At 74.2% G+C, this 19,385-nt stretch carries 15 protein-coding genes and 1 pseudogene; 9 read left to right on the top strand and 7 right to left on the bottom strand.

The window, feature by feature from the left end:
- Positions 1-183: 183 nt before the first annotated feature.
- Together GT045_RS36185 and GT045_RS36180 are read right to left on the bottom strand one after the other, a co-directional pair.
- On the bottom strand, positions 184-1,377 hold the full coding sequence (locus GT045_RS36185; protein ID WP_161336805.1) for an LCP family protein: 1,194 nt from the start codon (positions 1,375-1,377) through the stop codon (positions 184-186).
- A gap of 379 nt (positions 1,378-1,756) precedes the next feature.
- Positions 1,757-2,512: a TIGR03089 family protein gene (locus GT045_RS36180; RefSeq protein ID WP_161336804.1), complete on the bottom strand. Its 756-nt coding sequence runs from the start codon at positions 2,510-2,512 to the stop codon at positions 1,757-1,759.
- Between the two features lie 129 nt (positions 2,513-2,641).
- Here GT045_RS36180 and GT045_RS36175 point away from each other — a divergent pair, with 129 nt between their 5' ends.
- Positions 2,642-4,270, top strand: coding sequence for an N-acetylmuramoyl-L-alanine amidase (locus tag GT045_RS36175; RefSeq protein ID WP_161336803.1), 1,629 nt, complete (start codon positions 2,642-2,644; stop codon positions 4,268-4,270).
- A gap of 150 nt (positions 4,271-4,420) precedes the next feature.
- Complete coding sequence (locus GT045_RS36170; RefSeq protein ID WP_161288362.1) at positions 4,421-5,503, top strand: NDP-sugar synthase; 1,083 nt, start codon at positions 4,421-4,423, stop codon at positions 5,501-5,503.
- A gap of 325 nt (positions 5,504-5,828) precedes the next feature.
- Here the strand turns inward: GT045_RS36170 and GT045_RS36165 are convergent, their stop codons facing one another.
- Genes GT045_RS36165 through GT045_RS36150 form a run of 4 tightly spaced genes read right to left on the bottom strand, consistent with a single transcriptional unit; the run spans position 5,829 to position 9,759 of the window.
- Complete coding sequence (locus tag GT045_RS36165) at positions 5,829-6,842, bottom strand: DNA-3-methyladenine glycosylase 2 family protein (RefSeq protein WP_161336802.1); 1,014 nt, start codon at positions 6,840-6,842, stop codon at positions 5,829-5,831.
- A 59-nt stretch (positions 6,843-6,901) separates the two neighbouring features.
- Positions 6,902-8,239, bottom strand: coding sequence for a coenzyme F420-0:L-glutamate ligase (locus GT045_RS36160; protein WP_161288366.1), 1,338 nt, complete (start codon positions 8,237-8,239; stop codon positions 6,902-6,904).
- The gene (gene cofD / locus GT045_RS36155; protein ID WP_161336801.1) at positions 8,236-9,195 is read right to left on the bottom strand and encodes a 2-phospho-L-lactate transferase; all 960 of its coding nucleotides are present in this window, start codon (positions 9,193-9,195) and stop codon (positions 8,236-8,238) included. The genes GT045_RS36160 and cofD overlap by 4 nt, the downstream gene beginning before the upstream one ends.
- A 33-nt stretch (positions 9,196-9,228) precedes the next feature.
- Complete coding sequence (locus GT045_RS36150) at positions 9,229-9,759, bottom strand: cysteine dioxygenase family protein (protein WP_161336800.1); 531 nt, start codon at positions 9,757-9,759, stop codon at positions 9,229-9,231.
- Positions 9,760-10,437: 678 nt separating this feature from the next.
- Between GT045_RS36150 and GT045_RS36145 the strand changes: the two genes are divergently transcribed.
- The 3 genes from GT045_RS36145 to GT045_RS36135 all read left to right on the top strand — a co-directional run bounded on the left by GT045_RS36145 (position 10,438) and on the right by GT045_RS36135 (position 16,162).
- Complete coding sequence (locus tag GT045_RS36145) at positions 10,438-10,701, top strand: WhiB family transcriptional regulator (protein WP_003975777.1); 264 nt, start codon at positions 10,438-10,440, stop codon at positions 10,699-10,701.
- Between the two features lie 227 nt (positions 10,702-10,928).
- Positions 10,929-14,651, top strand: a complete 3,723-nt coding sequence (locus GT045_RS36140) for a glycosyltransferase (protein WP_202529350.1) — start codon at positions 10,929-10,931, stop codon at positions 14,649-14,651.
- Entirely contained in the window at positions 14,648-16,162 is a 1,515-nt protein-coding gene (locus tag GT045_RS36135) for a DUF5719 family protein (RefSeq protein ID WP_161336799.1), read from the top strand. The genes GT045_RS36140 and GT045_RS36135 overlap by 4 nt, the downstream gene beginning before the upstream one ends.
- A 77-nt stretch (positions 16,163-16,239) precedes the next feature.
- Here GT045_RS36135 and GT045_RS36130 read toward each other — a convergent pair whose 3' ends face one another.
- On the bottom strand, positions 16,240-16,626 hold the full coding sequence (locus tag GT045_RS36130; RefSeq protein WP_161336798.1) for a metallopeptidase family protein: 387 nt from the start codon (positions 16,624-16,626) through the stop codon (positions 16,240-16,242).
- Positions 16,627-16,976: 350 nt separating this feature from the next.
- On the opposite strand from GT045_RS36130, the gene GT045_RS36125 reads away from it, so the two are divergent.
- From GT045_RS36125 to GT045_RS36110, 4 genes and pseudogenes are all read left to right on the top strand, one after another.
- Positions 16,977-17,402 (top strand): DUF3499 domain-containing protein, encoded by a 426-nt coding sequence (locus GT045_RS36125; protein ID WP_161287589.1) that lies wholly within the window; start codon positions 16,977-16,979, stop codon positions 17,400-17,402.
- Between the two features lie 169 nt (positions 17,403-17,571).
- On the top strand, positions 17,572-18,936 hold the full coding sequence (locus tag GT045_RS36120; RefSeq protein ID WP_161336797.1) for a phosphomannomutase/phosphoglucomutase: 1,365 nt from the start codon (positions 17,572-17,574) through the stop codon (positions 18,934-18,936).
- Positions 18,937-19,009: 73 nt separating this feature from the next.
- Entirely contained in the window at positions 19,010-19,180 is a 171-nt protein-coding gene (locus GT045_RS36115) for a Trm112 family protein (protein ID WP_161287591.1), read from the top strand.
- A gap of 56 nt (positions 19,181-19,236) precedes the next feature.
- Positions 19,237-19,385, top strand: a pseudogene (locus GT045_RS36110) (mannose-6-phosphate isomerase); the annotation flags it as partial.

Genomic DNA, 19,385 nt, shown 5'->3' with positions numbered 1-19,385 from the left:
GGCGCTCGGGTCTCGGTGAATCGGTGCGCGACCCCAGGACGGGCCTTGCGGTCAGGTGCACCGGATCGCTCACACTATCCGTCCAGTTCAGCGTCGAGCGACGCCGGTGACAAATTCCACCTGCCTACAACCGGGCAATCCGTCTCATTTCCTGAACGGAAGTTCGCCGACTTGGTGTGCGCCTTACTCACAGGTGGGGTCGGCGGCGGTGTATCCGGGGAAAGTCGGGGCGGGCGAGGGGGCGTCCTGGCCGCCCGAACCTGTGTCCCGCCCTGGAACGTTCTGTGAATTCTCCGGGCGCACCGCCACCGGCCGGTCCGCCCGGAGCCGGGCGAACAGCTTTTCGGCCTCGGGTTCCACGAGCTGGTCACGATTGGCGTTGTAGAGGTACGACTCTCTCGGCACCGTCAGGAACCGCACTTGTTCGGTGGGGATGTCGCGCAGGCCGCGCGCCAACTGGTACAAGCCGCGCAGAGTGGCAAGTTCCGGATCGGTGGTCAGCGCGGAGGTCGCCGCGTCCAGCAGCGGATACAGCTTCACCGGATTCAGCAGTACGTCGTTGCTCTGCACCTTGTTGACGAGCGCACCGAGAAATCGTTGCTGCCGTCCCATGCGGTCGGTGTCGCTGCCGTTCCCGAGCGACTTGCGGGCACGTACGTACCCGAGTGCCTGCTCCCCGTCCAGGGTGACCCTGCCGGCGGGCAGCCGCAGCTTCGCCGCCTTGTCGTCCACGGGTTCCTTCAGGCACACCTCGACGCCGTCGACGGCGTCCACCATCTCCTTGAAGCCGCTGAAGTCGACGACCATGTGGTGGTCGACCCGGATGCCGGTGAGTTTCTCGACGGTCCGGATGGTGCACGCCGAACCCCCCACCTGGAAGGCGTGGTTGAACATGGCGAACACCGGGTCGCTGCGCCTGCCGTCCTCCTGGAGGCAGGACGGGACGTCCACCATCAGGTCCCGCGGCAGCGAGACGGCCGTGGCGCTGCCCCGGTCGGCGGCCAGGTGCAGCAGGATCGTGGTGTCCGACCGCTCGGTGCCGAGATCCTTGCCGTACTTGCCGTTGCCGTCCCCGGCCCGGGTGTCGGACCCGATCAGCAGGATGTTCTGCGCGTCCCGCACCAGTGCGGTGGGCCGCTCCCGCTCGTACCGTGCGAGTTCGGCGGCGGCGGCCTCGTCGGCCGTGATGTTGCCGCTGAGCTTGGTGTAGACGGCCCAGCCGGCGCCGGCGGCCACGACCAGGACCACGGCCGCCCCCAGCGCGCAGTTCCGCAGGCAGCGCCGCCGGCGGCGTCGTATCAGCCCGTCCCCGGTGGCCGAGGCTGCCGCCCCGCGACCGGGACCGGGACCGACGGGCTTGCCTGCGGTGTCGGTCACGGTGGAGCCATCCCCTCATGGCGTACGAGCGTCGCGTCCTGCACTTACGACGATGGCGGGGGAGGGGGCCCGGGAGCGCCCTTTGCTGCTCCGAACGGGGGACAGGGCCGTACGGGCGCGGGCGCGGCGACGGGCCGTGTGCGGCTCGGCCGTAGGGGCGTGGGAGCGGCGACGGACCGTGTGCGGCTCGGCCGTAGGGGCGTGGGAGCGATGGGGGACCCGCGCCCGGCGGACGTGCGTGTGGTCGGCGGACCGTGTGCGGCTCGGCCGTAGGGGCGTGGGAGCGATGGGGGACCCGCGCCCGGCGGACGTGCGTGTGGTCGGCGGACCGGGCCGGGCAGGCGGGCCTGCCGTCGGCCGGCCGCGCCCGGCAGGCGGTCTACCGCCGCACCGTGCTCACCCTCTCGCTCTCGATCCGCTTGGCCAGGGCCTCGTCGTCCGCCTGTTCCAGGTTCCGGCACAGCACCACGGACCCCCCGACGGCCAGCGGCGCGAACAGCCCCGCGCTGAGCCCTTCCCAGGTGTCGTACGGCAGTCCGGACAGCAGCCGGGCCCCGGGCCCCGTGAGCCCCAGGGCTCCCGCTTCCGACGCGGCCCGCTCGACGACCTCGGCGCCGCTGAACTCCCGCCCGGCGACGACGAGCGCGGGCTCCCTCGGATCCACCGGGGCGAACGGGGCGAACCGGTCACCCTGTCCCGGTACTTCCACCGCGTAGTCCGCGAACCCCGGCGGCGTCTGCGGGAAGCGGCCGCCGAGGGGCCGCAGCGCCAGTGCCACCCGCTCACCGGAGCACGCGCGGGCCGCGTCGAGCGAGTCCGGCCCGCTCACGACGACGTCGGCGGCCGCCGGATCCCCGGCGACGTCGGCGACCGCTCCCACCGAGGAACAGGCCAGCAGCCACACCGCGGTCTGCCAGTGCGCGGGCAGCAGCAGCGCGACGCGGTCGCCGGGTCCGGCGGACAGGTCGCCCTGGAGGAGGTTGGCGGTCTTGGCCACCCAATTGGCGAAGGTGGTCACGGACAGTTCGACACGTTCGCCCGTGGCGTCGTCGTAGAAGGTCACCAGCGGGCGGCCGGGGTCCGCGGCGAGCGCGGAAGTCAGCAGGTCGGCGGGGGTGCGATCGGTGGCGTTCACCCGGCACAGAGTACGCGCGGGCGAGGGTGCGCGAGGGGGGCCGGGGCCACCGGTTCGGCGGAATGTCTTCCGACGGTCCGTCATATCGCCTATGGACAAACGGGTATGAATATGTTCAAGATCAGGCACATGCGTGGATTCCTCACTTATTCCCCTGGCGTCTCCCCGCTCACCGTCTGCTCGATCGGCGCCGCCTGCGCCGCGGTCCTCGCGCTGGCGCCGGCCCTGCCGGCGGCCGCCGCGACCGCCGGGGCCGGCCGGCCGGAACGGCCCGCCGCCGAGGGGCGGCCGCCCGAGACCGGGATCCCCGGCAGCACCCGGTCGCTGCCGCTCGTCCCGCTCTCCCGCCGGCGCGTCCTGGGGGCGGCGCCCGAGCAAGGGCTGTACCGCACCGGCCTCAGCCGGTTCGCGCTGGTCGGCGTCGTCTGGGACGACCCCGGCAGCGAGCTGCACGGCAGAGCGCAGGTGCGCACCCGGTCCGCCGTGACGCGGCGGTGGTCCGGCTGGCAGGACATCGAGGCGCACAACGCCGACCACGGCGCCGACCCGGGCACGGCGGAACACACGTCCCGGCGGCTGCGCGGAGCGACCGCCCCGCTGTGGGTCGGCGACTCGGACGGCGTGGACGTACGGGTACGCGCGGACGCCACCGGCGGCTCGGAGGTCACGGACGGCACGGAGGCCACGGACGGGCCGGACAGTACGCACGGCACGAAGCTCATGGACGGCACGAGCAGCACGCAGAGCACGGACAGCACACAAGGCACGGGCGGCATGCAGAGCACGGACCGCACACAACGCGCGGTCGGCACGCGCGGTACGGAGGTCACGGGCAGCGAGCGGGCCGCGGTCGCTGACGGCCGTGGCGGGCGCGCGGTGGCGCCCCGGCCTCCGCTGCCCCGGGGGCTGCGGCTGGAACTGGTCGACCCCGGCGAGGAGCCGGGGGACGCGGCGGACCCGGGCGAGGCGCTGCCCGCGGACCTGCCGGCCGACGACCCGCCCCGCACCGCGCTGGACACGGAAGCCGCGATCGCCGCCTCCGGCGCCAACTCCGACATCACCGCGTTCGGCGCCACCGAGATCCCGGAGCTCGACCAGACGGCCACCGAGGACGAGCTGGTCCGGCTCCAGGGCCCCACCCGGACCAAGCCGCACATCGGGCCGCGTCCCAGGATCGTCACCCGCCGGGGCTGGGGCGCCGACGAGTCCCTGCGCGAACGCGGCTTCGTCTACACGAAGAAGATCAAGGCGGCCTTCGTGCACCACACGGCCACGGGCAACAAGTACACCTGCGCCCAGGCCCCCTCCGTCATCCGGGGGATCTACCGCTACCACGTCAAGAGCATGGGCTGGCGGGACGTCGGCTACAACTTCCTCGTCGACAAGTGCGGGAACATCTACGAGGGCCGGGCCGGCGGCGTCGCCAAGGCGGTGCTCGGCGCGCACACCCTCGGCTTCAACACCAACAGCATGGGCATCGCCGTGATCGGCACGTACAGCACGAGCAAGCCGGCCGGCGCCGCGGTGACGGCCGTCGCGAGACTCACCGCGTGGAAGCTCGGGCTCTACGGGGTCGATCCCAGCGCGAAGACATATCTCACGTCGGGTGGTGGCAACCTCTACCCCAAGGGGAAGAACGTACGACTGAACGTGATCTCCGGCCATCGGGACGGGTACGCCACCGAGTGCCCCGGCAAGCGGCTCTACGCCAAGCTCGGCACGGCCCGCTCCAGCGCGTCGCGCTACCAGGGGCGCTGAGTCCCGGGCGGCCGGGGGAAACCGCACGCCGATTTCGCGGGTCACCGCGCGGCCACCGAAGGCGTCGTCGCACGGTCTGCATACACTGACCGGCCGAAACGAGAGTCAACGAGTAGTTCGGCCGGTCCCGGCAGGAAGCAGAGACGACAGGTGACAGAAGCGATCCTCCTGGTCGGCGGCAAAGGCACCCGGCTGCGCCCGCTCACGGTGCACACCCCCAAGCCGATGGTCCCCGCCGCCGGGGTGCCGTTCCTCACCCATCAGCTGGCGCGGGCGCGAGCGGCGGGCGTCGAGCACATCGTCCTCGCCACCAGCTACCTGGCCGAGGTCTTCGAGCCGCACTTCGGCGACGGCTCCGCGCTGGGCCTGCACCTGGAGTACGTGACGGAGGAGGAGCCCCTCGGCACGGGCGGCGCCATCCGCAACGTCGCCGCCCGCCTGCACTCCGGCCCCGACGACCCGGTGCTGATCTTCAACGGCGACATCCTGACGGGTCTGGACATCGGGGCCCTGGTGGGCACCCACGAGTCGACGGGCGCGGACGTCTCCCTGCACCTGACGCAGGTGACCGACCCGCGCGCCTACGGTCTCGTCCCCACCGACCCGACCGGCCGCGTCCTGGCCTTCCTGGAGAAGCCGCAGACCCCGGAGGAGATCGTCACCGACCAGATCAACGCGGGGGCGTACGTCTTCCGCCGCTCGGTCATCGACACGATCCCGGCCGGGCGTCCGGTCTCGGTCGAACGGGAGACCTTCCCCGGCCTGCTCGCGGCCGGTGCCCACCTCCAGGGCATGGTCGACTCCACCTACTGGCTGGACCTCGGCACCCCGGCTGCCTTCGTGCGCGGCTCCGCCGACCTGGTGCTCGGCCGGGCGCCGTCCCCGGCCGTCCCGGGCCGCTGCGGAGACCGCCTCGTCCTGCCCACCGCCAGGGTGGCGCCGGACGCGAAGCTGACCGGCGGCACGGTGGTGGGTGAGGGCGCGTTCGTGGCGCGGGGGGCCCGGGTCGCCGGCTCGACCATCCTGCCCGGCGCCGTCATCGAACCCGGCGCCGTCGTCACCGACTCCCTCATCGGCAGCCGTGCCCGCGTCGGCGAACGCTCCGTCCTCACCGGCGCGGTCATCGGGGACGGCGCGGTCGTGGGCGCCGACAACGAGCTTCGCGAGGGGGTGCGGGTGTGGTGCGACGCCCGCATCCCGGCAGGCGCGGTCCGCTTCTCCTCCGACCAGTAACCCGGCCGGGTCCGATCGCTGGTCCGGCCGAGGGCCTGGACGGTGGGCCACCCGGCGGGAAGATGCCGCCGGTGCCCCGCCCGTACCGCCGCCGAGCTATGCCGTCCGGCTGCTGGCCTGCGGTGCAGAGCCCCCGCGATGCCCCCGCGCCGCTGCCGCTGCTGCCGTGCTGCCGCCGAGTCACGCCGTCCCGCTACTGGCCCGCGGCGCAGTGCCGCCGCGATGCCCCCCGGCGCCCCCTGCCGCTGCCCTGCGGCGCCCCCTGCCGTCGCCGTGCCGCGCCATGGCGTGCTGTGCCGTGCCGCCGCCCTGTCGGGCCCGGGCCTCACAGGCTGCCGATGTCGCGGACCGCCATCCGCGGTGCCCGGCGGGGCGGCACCCGTCCGCTGAGCAGGATCAGCCGGGCCGCCCGGTGCCGCTGGCCCGCGTACGGCTCCAGCAGCCGCAGCATCTCGGCGTCGTCCGCCGTCCGGTCCCCGGCCAGCGCCCAGCCCACGATCCCCGGCAGATGAAGGTCTCCCACGGTGACCGCGTCCGCCGCGCCGTGACTGCGCTGCACGACCTCCGCCGACGTCCACGGGCCGATCCCCGGGACGACCTCCAGGCGGGCCCGCGCGGCCTCCGGCTCCATCCGGGCCGCCTCCTCCATCCGGACGGCGACCCGCACGGCCCGCAGGATCGTCGACGCCCGCTTGTCGTCGACGCCGGCCCGGTGCCAGTCCCAGGAGGGGATCAGCGCCCAGGTCCGGGGGGCCGGCATCACGTACATCCGGCCCGGCGCGGGCCCCGGCGCGGGCTCCCCGTACGTCCGCACGAGCGTCCGCCACGCCGCGTACGCCTCGACGGTCGTGACCTTCTGCTCCAGCACCGACGGGATCAGCGACTCCAGCACCAGCCCGGTACGGGTCAGCCGCAGCCCCGGCCGCCGGTGCCGGGCCAGCGCCACCACCCGGTGCCGGGGCACGAAGGCGTCCGGGGTGTCGGCCGCGCCGAGCAGTCCGGGCAGCGCGTCGAGCAGCCACACGGCGCCCGGCCCCCACGCCTCGCCGAGCACCTCTCCGCCGTACGCGCGCACGCGCAGCGTGCCCGGACCGGCCGGCGTGCGACAGGCCCGCCACACGGAACCGTCCGGAGCGGCCCGGAACGTCGGGTCGCCGGGCCCGCGCCGCAACGGCCCGAGCGTCAGCCCCAGGTCCAGCGGCCCGTCCGGCACCCACCGCCGCACCCGCGCGGGCGCCGCCGACTGCCGCGGTATCCCGGCGGCGGCTCCCGCGGGTACGGCGACATGCCCGCCGCGCACGGTCGCGCGGGTGGGTCGCGGGGCGAAACGTCCTGCCACTGGTGAGGTCCTAGGGGCGCCGGGGCTGTCCTACGAGACTAGGCGGTGTCCGGGGTCTCTCACCGCACTTCGACGAACGCCCCCGGGTCCCGCTCCGGCCGCGCCTTCGGCTCCTGTGCCGGACGGCCGACCGCGACCGCGCCCATCGGATCCCAGTCCGCCGGCAGCTCCAGCACCTCGCGCACCACGTCCCGGCAGAACATCGTGGACGACACCCACGCCGAGCCAAGCCGCTCCCCGGCGAGCGCGACCAGCAGGTTCTGCACACCCGCCCCCGTCGCGACCACGAACATCTCCCGCTCGGCAGCGTCGCGCCGGGCGTCGCCGTAGGTGTGCGAGCCGTCCATGACGAGACAGGGCACGATCAGGTACGGCGCGTTGCGCAGGACGTCACCGCGCCGGACCCGTCGGGCGATGGACTCCTCGCTCTTGCCGTCCCGGCGCAGATCGGCGATCCAGGCGTCGCGCATGGCGTCGAGCAGCCGGACCCGGGAACGGGCCGACTCCAGCAGCACGAACCGCCAGGGCGTGGTGTGGTGCGGGGCGGGCGCGGTGACCGCCGCCGCCACCGCGCGGCGGACCGCACCGGGGTCGACGGGGTCGTCGGTGAAGGCCCGTACGGTGCGGCGCTGGGCCACGGCCTCCCGGACCGCCTCGGAGGTGCCGAGCCGGAACATGTCGTCGGCCGCGTTCCGCACCAGCGCCCGCGCGCCGTCGCCGTCGCCGTCGGTGCCGGGCCGCACCGCGTGCGGCAGTCCGCGTACGACGGCCACCGGCCGGCCGGCCGCCTTGCCCTTGACGAGGTCGCCGGCGGCGGCCAGCTCGTCCGCGGTGGCGACGACGGTCGCGGTGAGCGGGTTGCCGTACGCGTCGGTGCCTCCGCGCAGGTCGTCGAGGACACGCACCCCGGCGGCGCCGATCGCCACGTCCGTGAGTCCCGCGCGCCAGGGCCGCCCGAAGGTGTCGGTGACGAGGACACCGACGTCGACACCGAGGGCGTCGCGCAGTCCGGCCCGGATGGCCCGCGCGGACGCGTCCGGGTCCTCGGGCAGCAGCAGCACGGTGCCGGCCGGGGTGTTGGAGGCGTCGACCCCGGCGGCGGCCATGACCAGGCCCTGCCGGTTCTCCACGATGCGCAGCGAGCCGCGCCGCGCCACCACCCGGACCGTCTCGGCGTCGATGGCGGCCTCGCGGTCGGCCGCCCGCACGACCCGGCCCTCGGCCTTGGAGACGATCTTGGAGGTGACGATCACCACGTCGCCGTCGGCCAGGCCCGGCTCGGCCGCGGCGACGAGCTTGGCGACGTCGTCGCCCGGCTGCACCTCGGGCAGGCCGCCGGGGGCCCAGACCCGGTACTCCGGCCGCTCACCCGTCCCGGGGGACACCGTTGCGTTCATGCCCCGCGCACCTCCTCGGCGAGCGCCAGCGCCTCCCGCGCCATCTGCGCGGCCGCGTCCAGGTCGGTCATCATCAGCGGTACGGCCCGGCAGCGGATGCCGTCGGCCTCGACCCGCTCGACCACGCCCGCGTCCACGGTGTCGACCAGCCAGCCGTCCAGCAGGCCCGAGCCGTAGTGCTCGGCGACCGCCGCGGCCGTGGACTCCACGCCGACGGCGGCGAGCACCTTGTCGGCCATCCCGCGCACGGGCGCGTCCCCGACGATCGGGGAGAGGCCGACCACGGGCACACCCGCTTCGGCGATGGCCTCACGGACGCCGGGCACGGCGAGGATCGTGCCGATGGACACGACCGGGTTGGACGGCGGGAAGAGGATCACGTCGGCCTGGGCGATGGCCTCCAGCACACCCGGCGCGGGCTTGGCCTGCTCGGCGCCGACCGGGACGACCGCCTCGGCCGGGACGGAGGCGCGCAGCCGCACCCAGTACTCCTGGAAGTGGATCACCTTGCGCTCGCCGTCGACCTCGACGGCCACGTGGGTCTCGACCCGGTCGTCGGTCATCGGGAGCAGCCGCACACCCGGTTTCCAGCGGTCGCACAGCGCCTCGGTGACCGCGCTCAGCGGATAGCCGGCGCCGAGCATCTGCGTCCGCACGATGTGCGTGGCGAAGTCCCGGTCACCGAGCCCGAACCACTCCGGCCCCACCCCGTAGGCCGCCAGTTCCTCCTTGACGTGGAAGGTCTCGTCGGTCCGTCCCCAGCCCTGCTCCTCGTTGATGCCACCACCCAGCGTGTACATCACCGTGTCCAGGTCCGGGCAGACCTTCAGCCCGAAGAGGTGGATGTCGTCGCCGGTGTTGCCGATGACCGTGACGTCCGCGTCCGGCACGGCCCGCTTAAGACCGCGCAGGAAACGGGCACCGCCGATGCCGCCTGCCAGAACCACAATGCGCATGGGCCAAGTCTTGCAGGCGGGTCCGACAACGCGTCAGGCAGTCGCCGGTCGCGCCTCGCACAGGGGGTGAGCGGTGGTCCCCTCGGCCGAACGGGACGCGGACCGGGGAAGCATGGGCATCTCGGTCAGGCCGGGGGAGTACACGTGCAGGCTGACCGCCGGCTCCAGTGCGTCGTTGACGACCTCGTGGACGAACCCGGGCGCGAAGACGTGCTGGGCGCCCGCCGCCAGCACGCGCGTGCCGCGCGCGGTGTGTTCGGTGAGGGCGCCCTCCAGGACGGTGAGCACGCCGGAGGAGCGGCCGTGGTCGTGCCGCCCGCTGCCCTGCCCGGGCACCCAGGACAGCAGCCACACCTCGTAGCCGGGGCCGGTGCGCAGCCGGTGGTACCAGCGGGTGGTGGCGTCGTAGCGGACGAGGTGCGCCCACTGGCCGCGGTCGACGGCGATCGAGCGGGCGAGCCCCACGAACTCGGCGACGGTGGCCGGGTGCTCGCGCGGCGGCTGGAGCAGATGCGGCACTTCGAGGATGTCGCCGGCGATCTGGAGGTCGTTGTCGCTGTTCATCGGGGTGCGCTGGTCCTCGGCTGAAGAATGGGGGGCTGGAGCTGGGGTGACGCGTACGGTCCGCCCGGGTCACGGGCGGGCGGGGTGCCCTGGATGAGGGATTCAGGGTGCGGTGAACGCGACCGAGCCGGGATGGACTCGGGGACAGCCGGAGCGGGCTCGGCTCAACAGCTGGGACAGCAACAACAGCTACAGCGCGCGCGGGCGGCACCGAGGGACCCGGCGGTGCGGGTCGAGGTGGGTGCCAAGTTCGCGAGCATGCCCACTAGGACACCGGTTCACACCCGCACTGTCAACTCGGCGCCCGGTATGTGGGACATGTTTCACCTCATCCGGTTCATCTGTCAGGTGAAAGGTTTGCTCACGGGGAAGCCGGGACACATGGGGCACATCCGAGCGCTCGAGCTTCCCGGAACGCGATCGAACACGGAGACGTCTTTCTCCGTACAGAGATCTGTACGGGGTTCGGCTGCCCCCGCGGGCCCTTCTGCGTGTCAAGGTTTATGGCGATTTGAACACTTTCCGCACGGCCTTGGTTCCGCAGAGTGAATAACGGGCCCAATAGCAGATCTCGGCTTGACTCGCCCGGAGCAGCACACTTGTAATTTCACTCGTGTCGTTCAGCCGAAACCGGTGACGGCCAGGCACGGGGACGTGAAAGACAGACGAGGGGCGCACATGACCGAGCTGGTGCAGCAACTGCTGGTCGACGACGCGGACGAGGAACTCGGCTGGCAGGAGCGCGCGCTGTGCGCCCAGACCGACCCCGAGTCCTTCTTCCCCGAGAAGGGCGGCTCCACCAGAGAGGCGAAGAAGGTCTGCCTCGCCTGTGAGGTCCGCTCCGAGTGCCTCGAGTACGCCCTCGCCAACGACGAGCGCTTCGGCATCTGGGGCGGGCTGTCCGAGCGTGAGCGCCGCCGCCTCAAGAAGGCCGCCGTCTGAGAGGACGGCCGCGCGCGTGGCACACACGGACGCACGCGGGCACCCGCGCGGGCGTGCCCACCAAAACGTCACGAACGGCCCGTCGCCGGTGGGTTATCCACAGGCGGCGGGCCGTCGTCATGGGCAGCCGATAGTGTGGTCGCTCGTCCGAGACACCCGCCGCCCCCTCGACGCACGAGGAGACGCGGGCGTCCACCGCAGTCCATCGAACCGGGGCCCGTACCTCGATGTCCGTGCACAGCCATGCGGCGGCCCAACGCGACGCCGCCACCGCCGTGTTTGACCCGACCCGCCCGCCCGAGTTCCCGCGTCATGTGGTGACCGCGGTCCTCGTCTCCCACGACGGCGCCCGCTGGCTGCCCGACGCGCTCGCCGGGCTGCTCGGCCAGGAACGCCCCGTCCAGTACGCGGTGGCCGCCGACACCGGCAGCGCGGACCACTCCGCCCAGCTGCTCACCGACGCCCTCGGCGACGCGGGCGTGCTGCACCTCGCCCGCCGCACCGGCTTCGGCCAGGCCGTGGAGGAGGCGAGCCGCACCGCGCCCGTCCTCACCCCGGAGGAGCTGCCGTACCTCAAGCGCCCCAGCGGCTGGGACCCCGTCACGCGCACCTGGCGTGACGACGCCTACGACATGCCCGAACTGCCGCACGGCGAGCCCATCCAGTGGCTGTGGCTCCTGCACGACGACTGCGCCCCCGAACCCGACGCCCTCGCCCAGCTGCTGCGCGTCGTCGACACCGAACTCGAACTCGGCCGGGACGACGTCGCGGTCGTCGGCCCCAAGCTGCGCGGCTGGTACGACCGCCGCCAGCTGCTGGAGGTCGGCGTCTCCATCGCCAACTCCGGCCGCCGCTGGACCGGCCTGGACCGCCGCGAGCAGGACCAGGGGCAGCACGACCACGTCCGCGCCGTGCTGTCCGTCTCCACCGCCGGCATGCTCATCCGCCGCGACGTCTTCGAACAGCTCGGTGGCTTCGACCGCCGGCTGCCCCTCATGCGCGACGACGTCGACCTGTGCTGGCGCGCCCACACGGCCGGCCACCGCGTCCTCGTCGCCCCCGAGGCGGTCGTCCGGCACGCCGAGGCCGCCTCCCGCGAACGCCGCACGGTCGACTGCGCCGGCCGCACCACCGCGTCCCCGCACAAGGTCGACAAGGCCGGCGCCGCCTACACACTGCTCGTCAACACCCGCACGGCCGCGCTGCCCTGGGTGCTGCTACGGCTCGTGGTCGGCACCGTCCTGCGCACCCTCGCGTACCTCGTCGGCAAGGTACCCGGCCAGGCCGTCGACGAGATCCGCGGCCTGCTGAGCACCCTGCTGCGGCCCGAGCGGATCATCGCCGCCCGGCGCCGCCGCGGCGCCGCCCGGATCGACAAGGGCGAACTGCGCGGGCTGCTCCCGCCGCCCGGCGCCACCATCCGGGCCACGGTCGAACAGATCGCGGGCAACCTCACCAAGGGCAGCGACCTCGACACCTCCTCGGCCGGCCGGCACGGCGGCGCCGTGGAGTCCGGGCCCGGCGGCGACGACGCCGACTTCCTCCAGGTCGAGCAGTTCGCCCGGCTCAAGCGGATCGCCCGCAGACCCGGCCCGGTGCTCTTCCTCGCGCTGCTGCTCATCGCCCTCGTCGCCTGCCGCTCCCTGCTCGGCGGCGGCGCCCTCGGCGGCGGCGCGCTGCTGCCCGCCCCGGCCGACGCGACCGACCTCTGGTCGCGCTACCTGGACGGCTGGCACCCCGCAGGCGTCGGCGGCACCCCCTCCGCACCGCCCTACCTGGCCGTCGTGGCGACCCTCGCCTCGCTCCTGTTCGGCTCCACCGGGCTCGCCGTCACCGTCCTGCTGGTCGGCTCGGTGCCGCTCGCCGGATGCACCGCCTACTTCGCCTCCCGGCCCCTGGTCACCTCCCGGCTGCTGCGCGCCTGGGCCGCCGTCGCCTACGCCTTCCTGCCCGCCACCACCGGCGCCCTGGCCGGCGGCCGCATCGGCACCGCCGTCCTCGCCGTGCTGCTGCCGCTCATCGCGCGCGCGGGCGTCGCCGCCGCCGGCCTGGCGTCCCGCACCGGCGCGCGCGGAAGCTGGCGCGCCACCTGGGCGTACGCCCTGCTGCTGACCGTCACCACCGCCTTCACCCCCGTCGTCTGGCCCATCGCGCTGGTGCTCGGCCTCGGCGTGCTCGTGCTGCGCCGCCGCGACCCCCTCGCTCACGGACTGCGCTTCCTCGCCCAGCTCGGCACCCCGCTGCTGGTCCTCGCACCCTGGTCGCTGACCCTGCTGCCCACCGGCTTCTTCCAGGAGGCCGGCCTGGAGTACGGCCCGTCGGCCGCCTCCGCGCTCGACCTGCTCGGCGCCGCCCCCGGCGGCCCGGGCACCGTGCACGGCCTGATGCTCATCGGCGTCGTGCTCGCCGCGCTGGCCGCCCTGCTGCGCTCCGAACGGCAGCTCGGCATCCGCACCGCCTGGGCCGTCGCCCTGGTCGGCCTGGTCCTCGCGGTCCTGTCCAACAGGTCCGCCTGGGCCGGACCGGCCACCCTCGTCTACGGCATCGCCCTGCTGGCCGCCGCCGCGCTCGGCGCCGACGGCGCACGCGCCCGCGTGGCCGAGCAGAGCTTCGGCTGGCGCCAGCCCGTCGCCGCCCTGATCGCCTTCGCCTCGGCGGCCGGTCCGCTGCTCGTCGCCGCCGGCTGGATGATCGGCGGCGCCGACGGCCCCCTGGAGCGCCGCACCCCGGCCCAGGTGCCCGCGTTCGTCGCCGAGGACACCACCGGCGGCGACCAGGCCCGCACCCTGGTCCTGGACAGCGACTCCACCGCACGCGTGCGCTACACCCTGGTCCGCGGCGCGGGCGCCCGCATGGGCGACGCGGAACTCACCGCGGCCGGCGGCCGGAACACCCGCCTGGACAAGATCGTCGCCAACCTGGTCGCCGGCTCCGGCGCCGACCAGGCCGACGAACTCGGCGGCTTCGCCGTGCGGTACGTCCTCGTCCACCAGGGCGCCCCGCGCGAGATCACCCGCGTCCTCGACGCCACCCCCGGCCTGGCCCGGCTCAGCCAGCAGAACGGCAGCGCACTGTGGCGCGTCGACCAGGAGGTCGCCCGCGCGGCCGTCGTGCCCGCCACCGGCCCGGGCAAGCCCCAGCCGGTCACCGCGGGACCGGTGGAGATCCACACCACGATCCCCGCCGGTTCCGGCAGCCGCGTCCTGCGCCTCGCCGACAGCGCCGCCGACGGCTGGACGGCCACCATCGACGGCAGACCGCTCACCCGCACCACCGTCGACGGCTGGGCCCAGGGCTTCCAGCTCCCCTCCGCCGGCGGCAGGCTGGACGTCACCTACGACGCCCCGGTCACGCACACCGCCTGGCTCTGGGCGCAGGGCGCGCTCGCCGTCGTCCTGGTCGTCCTCGCCCTGCCCGGCCGCCGCCGCGACGTCGACGACGACCTGCCCGAGGAGCAGCCGGTGCCGGCCCAGGCCACGGCGGGCGAGGGCCGCCGCGCCCGCCGCCTGCGCGCCCAGGCCGAGGAGGCCGCCGCGGAGGACCGGCCCGGCTCGGCCCCCGTCCCGGACGAGCCCGGCGCACCACCGGTCCCGGACCAGCCCGGTCCGCCCCCGGTCCCGGAGCAGCCCCCGGCCGCCGTGCCCCACCAGCAGTCGTACGACGAGTGGGACCCGGCCACCTACGGGCAGGCCGGCCACGGCTACGGCACCGACCCGTACCAGCCCGGGACCGGCTACGACCAGCAGCCGTACCAGCAGCCCGACCCGTACCAGGCGGCCCCCTACGACCCGTACGGCTACAGCGGCACGGCCGACCGGCCGCCGTACGACCCCGCGGCTTACGGGCAGCAGGGCTACGACCCGGCCTACGACCCCGCCCAGCAGGGCTACGACCCGGCCCAGCACCCGCACGGCACCGGCAGCCAGCGCCCCGACGGGAGCCAGCAGTGAACCGCACCACCCTGTCCCTGATCGCCGGTACGACCGCGCTGGCCGCCGTCACCGCGTTCGCCGCGCTCGACTCGCCGGCCGCCTCCGGAGCAGCCCCCGGGGCAGCCGCCCGTCTGCCCGTGGAGCGCACCGGCCTGCTCTGCCCGGCACCCAGCCTGTCGGACATCGCCGACACCTCGTACACGTCGTTCACACCCGTCACCAAGGGCGCCGCGAGCGACGGCAAGGCCCGGCTCCAGGCGGCCGACGAGCAGTCCGCGGACGGCCCGGCGGACCCGTCGAAGGGCAAGGGCGGCAAGGGCACCGGCAAGACGGCCGACCAGCCGGTGCTCACCCCGAAGGCGCCGGGCACACCGGTCACCGGTGACACCTCGGGTGCCGAGGCGCCGGCGCTCATCGGCACCGCGGACGGCAGGTTCGCGCCCGGCTGGACCGTCCAGGAGACCACCGAGGTCGCCGCCGGCACCGGCCGTGGCCTCCAGGGCGTCAACTGCACCGGCGCCGACACCGAGTTCTGGTTCCCGGGCGCCGGGACGGCCGCCGGCCGCACCGACTACGTCCACCTGACCAACCCCGACGACTCCGCCGCCGTGGTCGACGTCGAGCTGTACGGCAAGGACGGCGCGATCAAGTCCTCGCTGGGCGAGAACCTCACCGTCAAGCCGCACGCGAGCGAGGCGATCCTGCTCTCCACGCTCACCGACCAGCGGCAGTCCGACCTGACCGTGCACGTCAGCGTGCGCAGCGGACGGGTCGGCGCGGCCGTGCAGGCCCTCGACGACAAGGTGGGCGGCGACTGGCTGGCCGCTGCCGCGGACCCGGCCGGCAGCCTGGTCCTGCCCGGCATCCCGAAGGACGCCACCGACGTCCGCCTGATCGCCTTCACCCACGGCGACGACGACGCCGACCTGAAGATCCGCCTGGCCTCGCCCGACGGCCTGATCACCCCGGCCGGGAACGAGACCCTGCACGTCAAGTCCGGCATGACGACGGCGGTCGACCTCGGTGACGTCACCCGCGGCGAGGCCGGCTCCCTGGTCCTGACCCCCACCGACCAGACCGTCCCGGTCGTCGCGGCCCTCCAGGTGGTCCGGGGCAAGGGCGACAAGAAGGAGACCGCATTCATCCCGGCCACCGCGGCCGTGGGCACGCGCGCGACCTCGGCCGACAACAGCGCCAAGGGCACGACACTGGCCCTGACGGCCCCGGACGGTACGGCGACGGTCAAGGTCACCGCCTCGGCGGGCAGCGAGGGCGGCAGCCCGGTGACGAAGACCTACACGGTCAGGTCCGGCACCACCCAGGACGTCGACGCCCCGGTCCCGGCGGGTCTGAAGGGCACGTACGCCCTCACCGTGGAACCCGTCTCCGGCGGCCCCGTCTACGCCTCCCGCACCCTGGCCGCCACCGAGGGCGGGGTCCCGGCCTTCACCATCCAGACCCTGCCGAACGACCGCGGCATGGTGGCCGTACCGCGGACGGAGGAGGACCTGTCGATCCTGCAGAAGTAGCCGGACCGGGGGAGGGCCCGGACCGGGGGCCCGGGCCGGGGGAGCGACCGCGCGGTGCGCCGAGGACCGCGGGCCCGCTAGTCCTCCCCGTACCGGGGATCCACGGTCTCCGGGGTCAGCCCCAGCAGCTCGGCCACCTGCTCCACGACCACCTCGTGCACCAGCGCGGCCCGCTCGTCCCGCCCCTTGGTCCGGATCTCCACCGGCCGCCGGTACACGACCACCCGGGCCCGCCGACCGTCACGCGCGGGGGTGATCCCGCCCAGCGGCACGGCCTCGTCCTCCCACACCGGCTGATCACCCCGCGCGTCCAGCCGGGGTACCTCCAGCACCAGGAAATCGATGTCGGCCAGCTGCGGCCACCGCCGTTCCAGACGCTCCACGGAGTCCTGCACCAGGTCCGCGAACACCTCGGCGCGGCTGGCCGCCAGCGGCACCTGCGGCGGCGCGATCGGACCCCGCATGCCCCGCCCGTGGCGATCACGGCGACGGGGCCCGGGGCCGGTGGCACTGGGCGGTACACGGTTGTCCATCACCGGTGAAGCCTAGTCCCCGCACCCTGTGCCCGTCCGGCTCCACGCGGCAAGCGGCCCGCGGCCCTCATGTCGCAGGATGACCATTCCGGCCAAGGTCTGGCGCGTTTCCATATCTCTACAGGACCGTCGAACTCAAGGCTATTGACGCTGTTTGTGCCGACTCATGACCGAACGCGCTTGCTCCGGACACCCACCGGAAGTCCGTCCGTGCAGGTCAGCGGGGCCCGTTCGGCAGGGCGGGCGGGGCCGTTCCCGACCCGACACGGTGGAGTGACCTGGTGGAGAGTCGTCGCGGCCCGCTCAAGAGTGCGGTACCGTCCAACGTCGTGAGCCCTGTACGTCGCTGTTCGCGCACCGCCTGCGGCCGACCCGCCGTCGCGACGCTGACGTACGTCTACGCCGACTCGACCGCGGTCCTCGGCCCGCTCGCCACCTACGCCGAACCCCACTGCTACGACCTGTGCGCCGAACACTCCGAGCGCCTCACCGCCCCGCGCGGCTGGGAGGTCGTACGGCTCCTCGACGGCTCCGCACCGGCCCGGCCCAGCGGCGACGACCTGGAAGCGCTTGCCAACGCCGTACGCGAGGCGGCCCGCCCGCAGGAGCGCGCGGCCGAGGCGAGCGGCGGCGGAGCCCGCGCGGTGGATCCCATGGAGGTCGCCCGCCGCGGCCACCTGAGGGTGCTGCGCTCCCCGGACAACTGACCGCACGGCAGCGATCCCGCCGCGCGCCACCCCCCGTCGGGCGTGACGCCCCGCCCCGGCCCGGCGTTACGGGGAGGGGCCCTCGGGCCTCCACCAGACGTCCGCGCACCCCGCTCCGCTTCCCGACGGGTAGTTTGTGGGCACCGACAGGACTTTCAGGAGGTTGGCCGTGGCTGCGGATCTGTCGCAGATCGTGAAGGCGTACGACGTGCGCGGAGTGGTTCCGGACCAGTGGGACGAGGAACTGGCCGGCCTCTTCGGCGCCGCCTTCGCGGAAGTGACGGCAGCGGCGGCCATCGTCGTCGGCCACGACATGCGGCCCTCGTCCCCCGGGCTGTCCCGTGCCTTCGCGCGCGGCGCGGCGGACCGCGGCGCGGACGTCACCGAGATCGGCCTGTGCTCCACCGACCAGCTGTACTACGCCTCCGGCGCACTCGACCTGCCGGGCGCGATGTTCACCGCCTCCCACAACCCGGCCCGGTACAACGGCATCAAGCTGTGCCGCGCGGGCGCCGCCCCCGTCGGCCAGGACACCGGGCTGGCGCAGATCCGCGCCCTGGCCGAGCGCTGGCTGGAAGAGGGAGCGCCGCAGCCGGTGGCCCGGCCGGGAACCCTCACCTCCCGCGAGACGTTGGACGACTACGCGACGCACCTGCGCTCCCTGGTCGACCTCACCGCCATCCGCCCCCTCAAGGTCGTGGTCGACGCGGGCAACGGCATGGGCGGCCACACGGTCCCCACGGTCTTCGCCGGCCTGCCCCTCACCCTCGTCCCGATGTACTTCGAACTGGACGGCACCTTCCCCAACCACGAGGCCAACCCGCTCGACCCGGCCAACCTCGTGGACCTGCAGAAGCGGGTCCCGGCCGAGGGCGCCGACCTCGGCATCGCCTTCGACGGCGACGCCGACCGCTGCTTCGTCGTGGACGAGCACGGCGACCCGGTCTCCCCGTCCGCGGTCACCGCTCTGGTCGCCGCCCGCGAGCTGGCCCGCAACGGCGGCAAGGGCACGGTCATCCACAACCTGATCACCTCCCGCACGGTCCCGGAGGTCGTACGGGAGAACGGCGGCACCCCGGAGCGCACACGGGTCGGCCACTCCTTCATCAAGGCCGAGATGGCCCGCACCGGCGCCATCTTCGGCGGCGAGCACTCGGCCCACTACTACTTCAAGGACTTCTGGAACGCCGACACGGGCATGCTGGCCGCCCTGCACGTCCTCGCCGCCCTCGGCGGCCAGCAGGGCCCGCTGTCCGCCCTGACCGCCCAGTACGACCGCTACACCGGCTCCGGCGAGATCAACTCCACCGTCGCCGACCAGTCCGCCCGCCTGGCCGCCGTCCGCACCGCGTACGAGGGCCGCGCCGACGTCACCCTCGACGACCTCGACGGCCTCACGGTCGCCGCGGCCGACTGGTGGTTCAACGTCCGCCCCTCCAACACCGAGCCGCTGCTCCGCCTGAACGCCGAGGCCAAGCACGAGGCGACGATGACCGGGATCCGCGACGAGGTCCTGGCGATCATCAGGGGCTGAGCGGGGCCGCCCATCGGCGGTACGCTGACCAGGCATGTCCACACACACATACCCGCCCCCGAAGGGACACCCCATGGCGCTCGAAGCCGGCCTCCTGGAGATCCTCGCCTGCCCGGCCTGCCACGCCCCCCTGAAGGAGCAGGACACCGAGCTGATCTGCACCGGCCAGGACTGCGGCCTCGCCTACCCGGTCCGCGACGGCATCCCGGTCCTGCTGGTCGACGAGGCCCGCCGCCCCGCCTGACGAGGCCCCGCACCGCGTAGCACCCCAGGATCCCCGGCGACCGGAGGCTGCCGCCCATGCTGGACGAATCGCTGCTCGACACCCCGGAGAGCCTCGCGGAGGCCGACCGCAGAGGTCTGCTGCGCGGCGCGGCGGAGGCGGGCGCCCGCGTCCGCACCGCCGCCCGGCACGCCGCCGAGGCCGGCGTCGGCGACCTCAAGCCCGA

Source organism: Streptomyces sp. SID486, from assembly GCF_009865385.1.
Taxonomy (GTDB): domain Bacteria; phylum Actinomycetota; class Actinomycetes; order Streptomycetales; family Streptomycetaceae; genus Streptomyces.
Note: the sequence above shows the minus strand (reverse complement) of the source record. Positions and strands in the feature narration are given on the sequence as shown.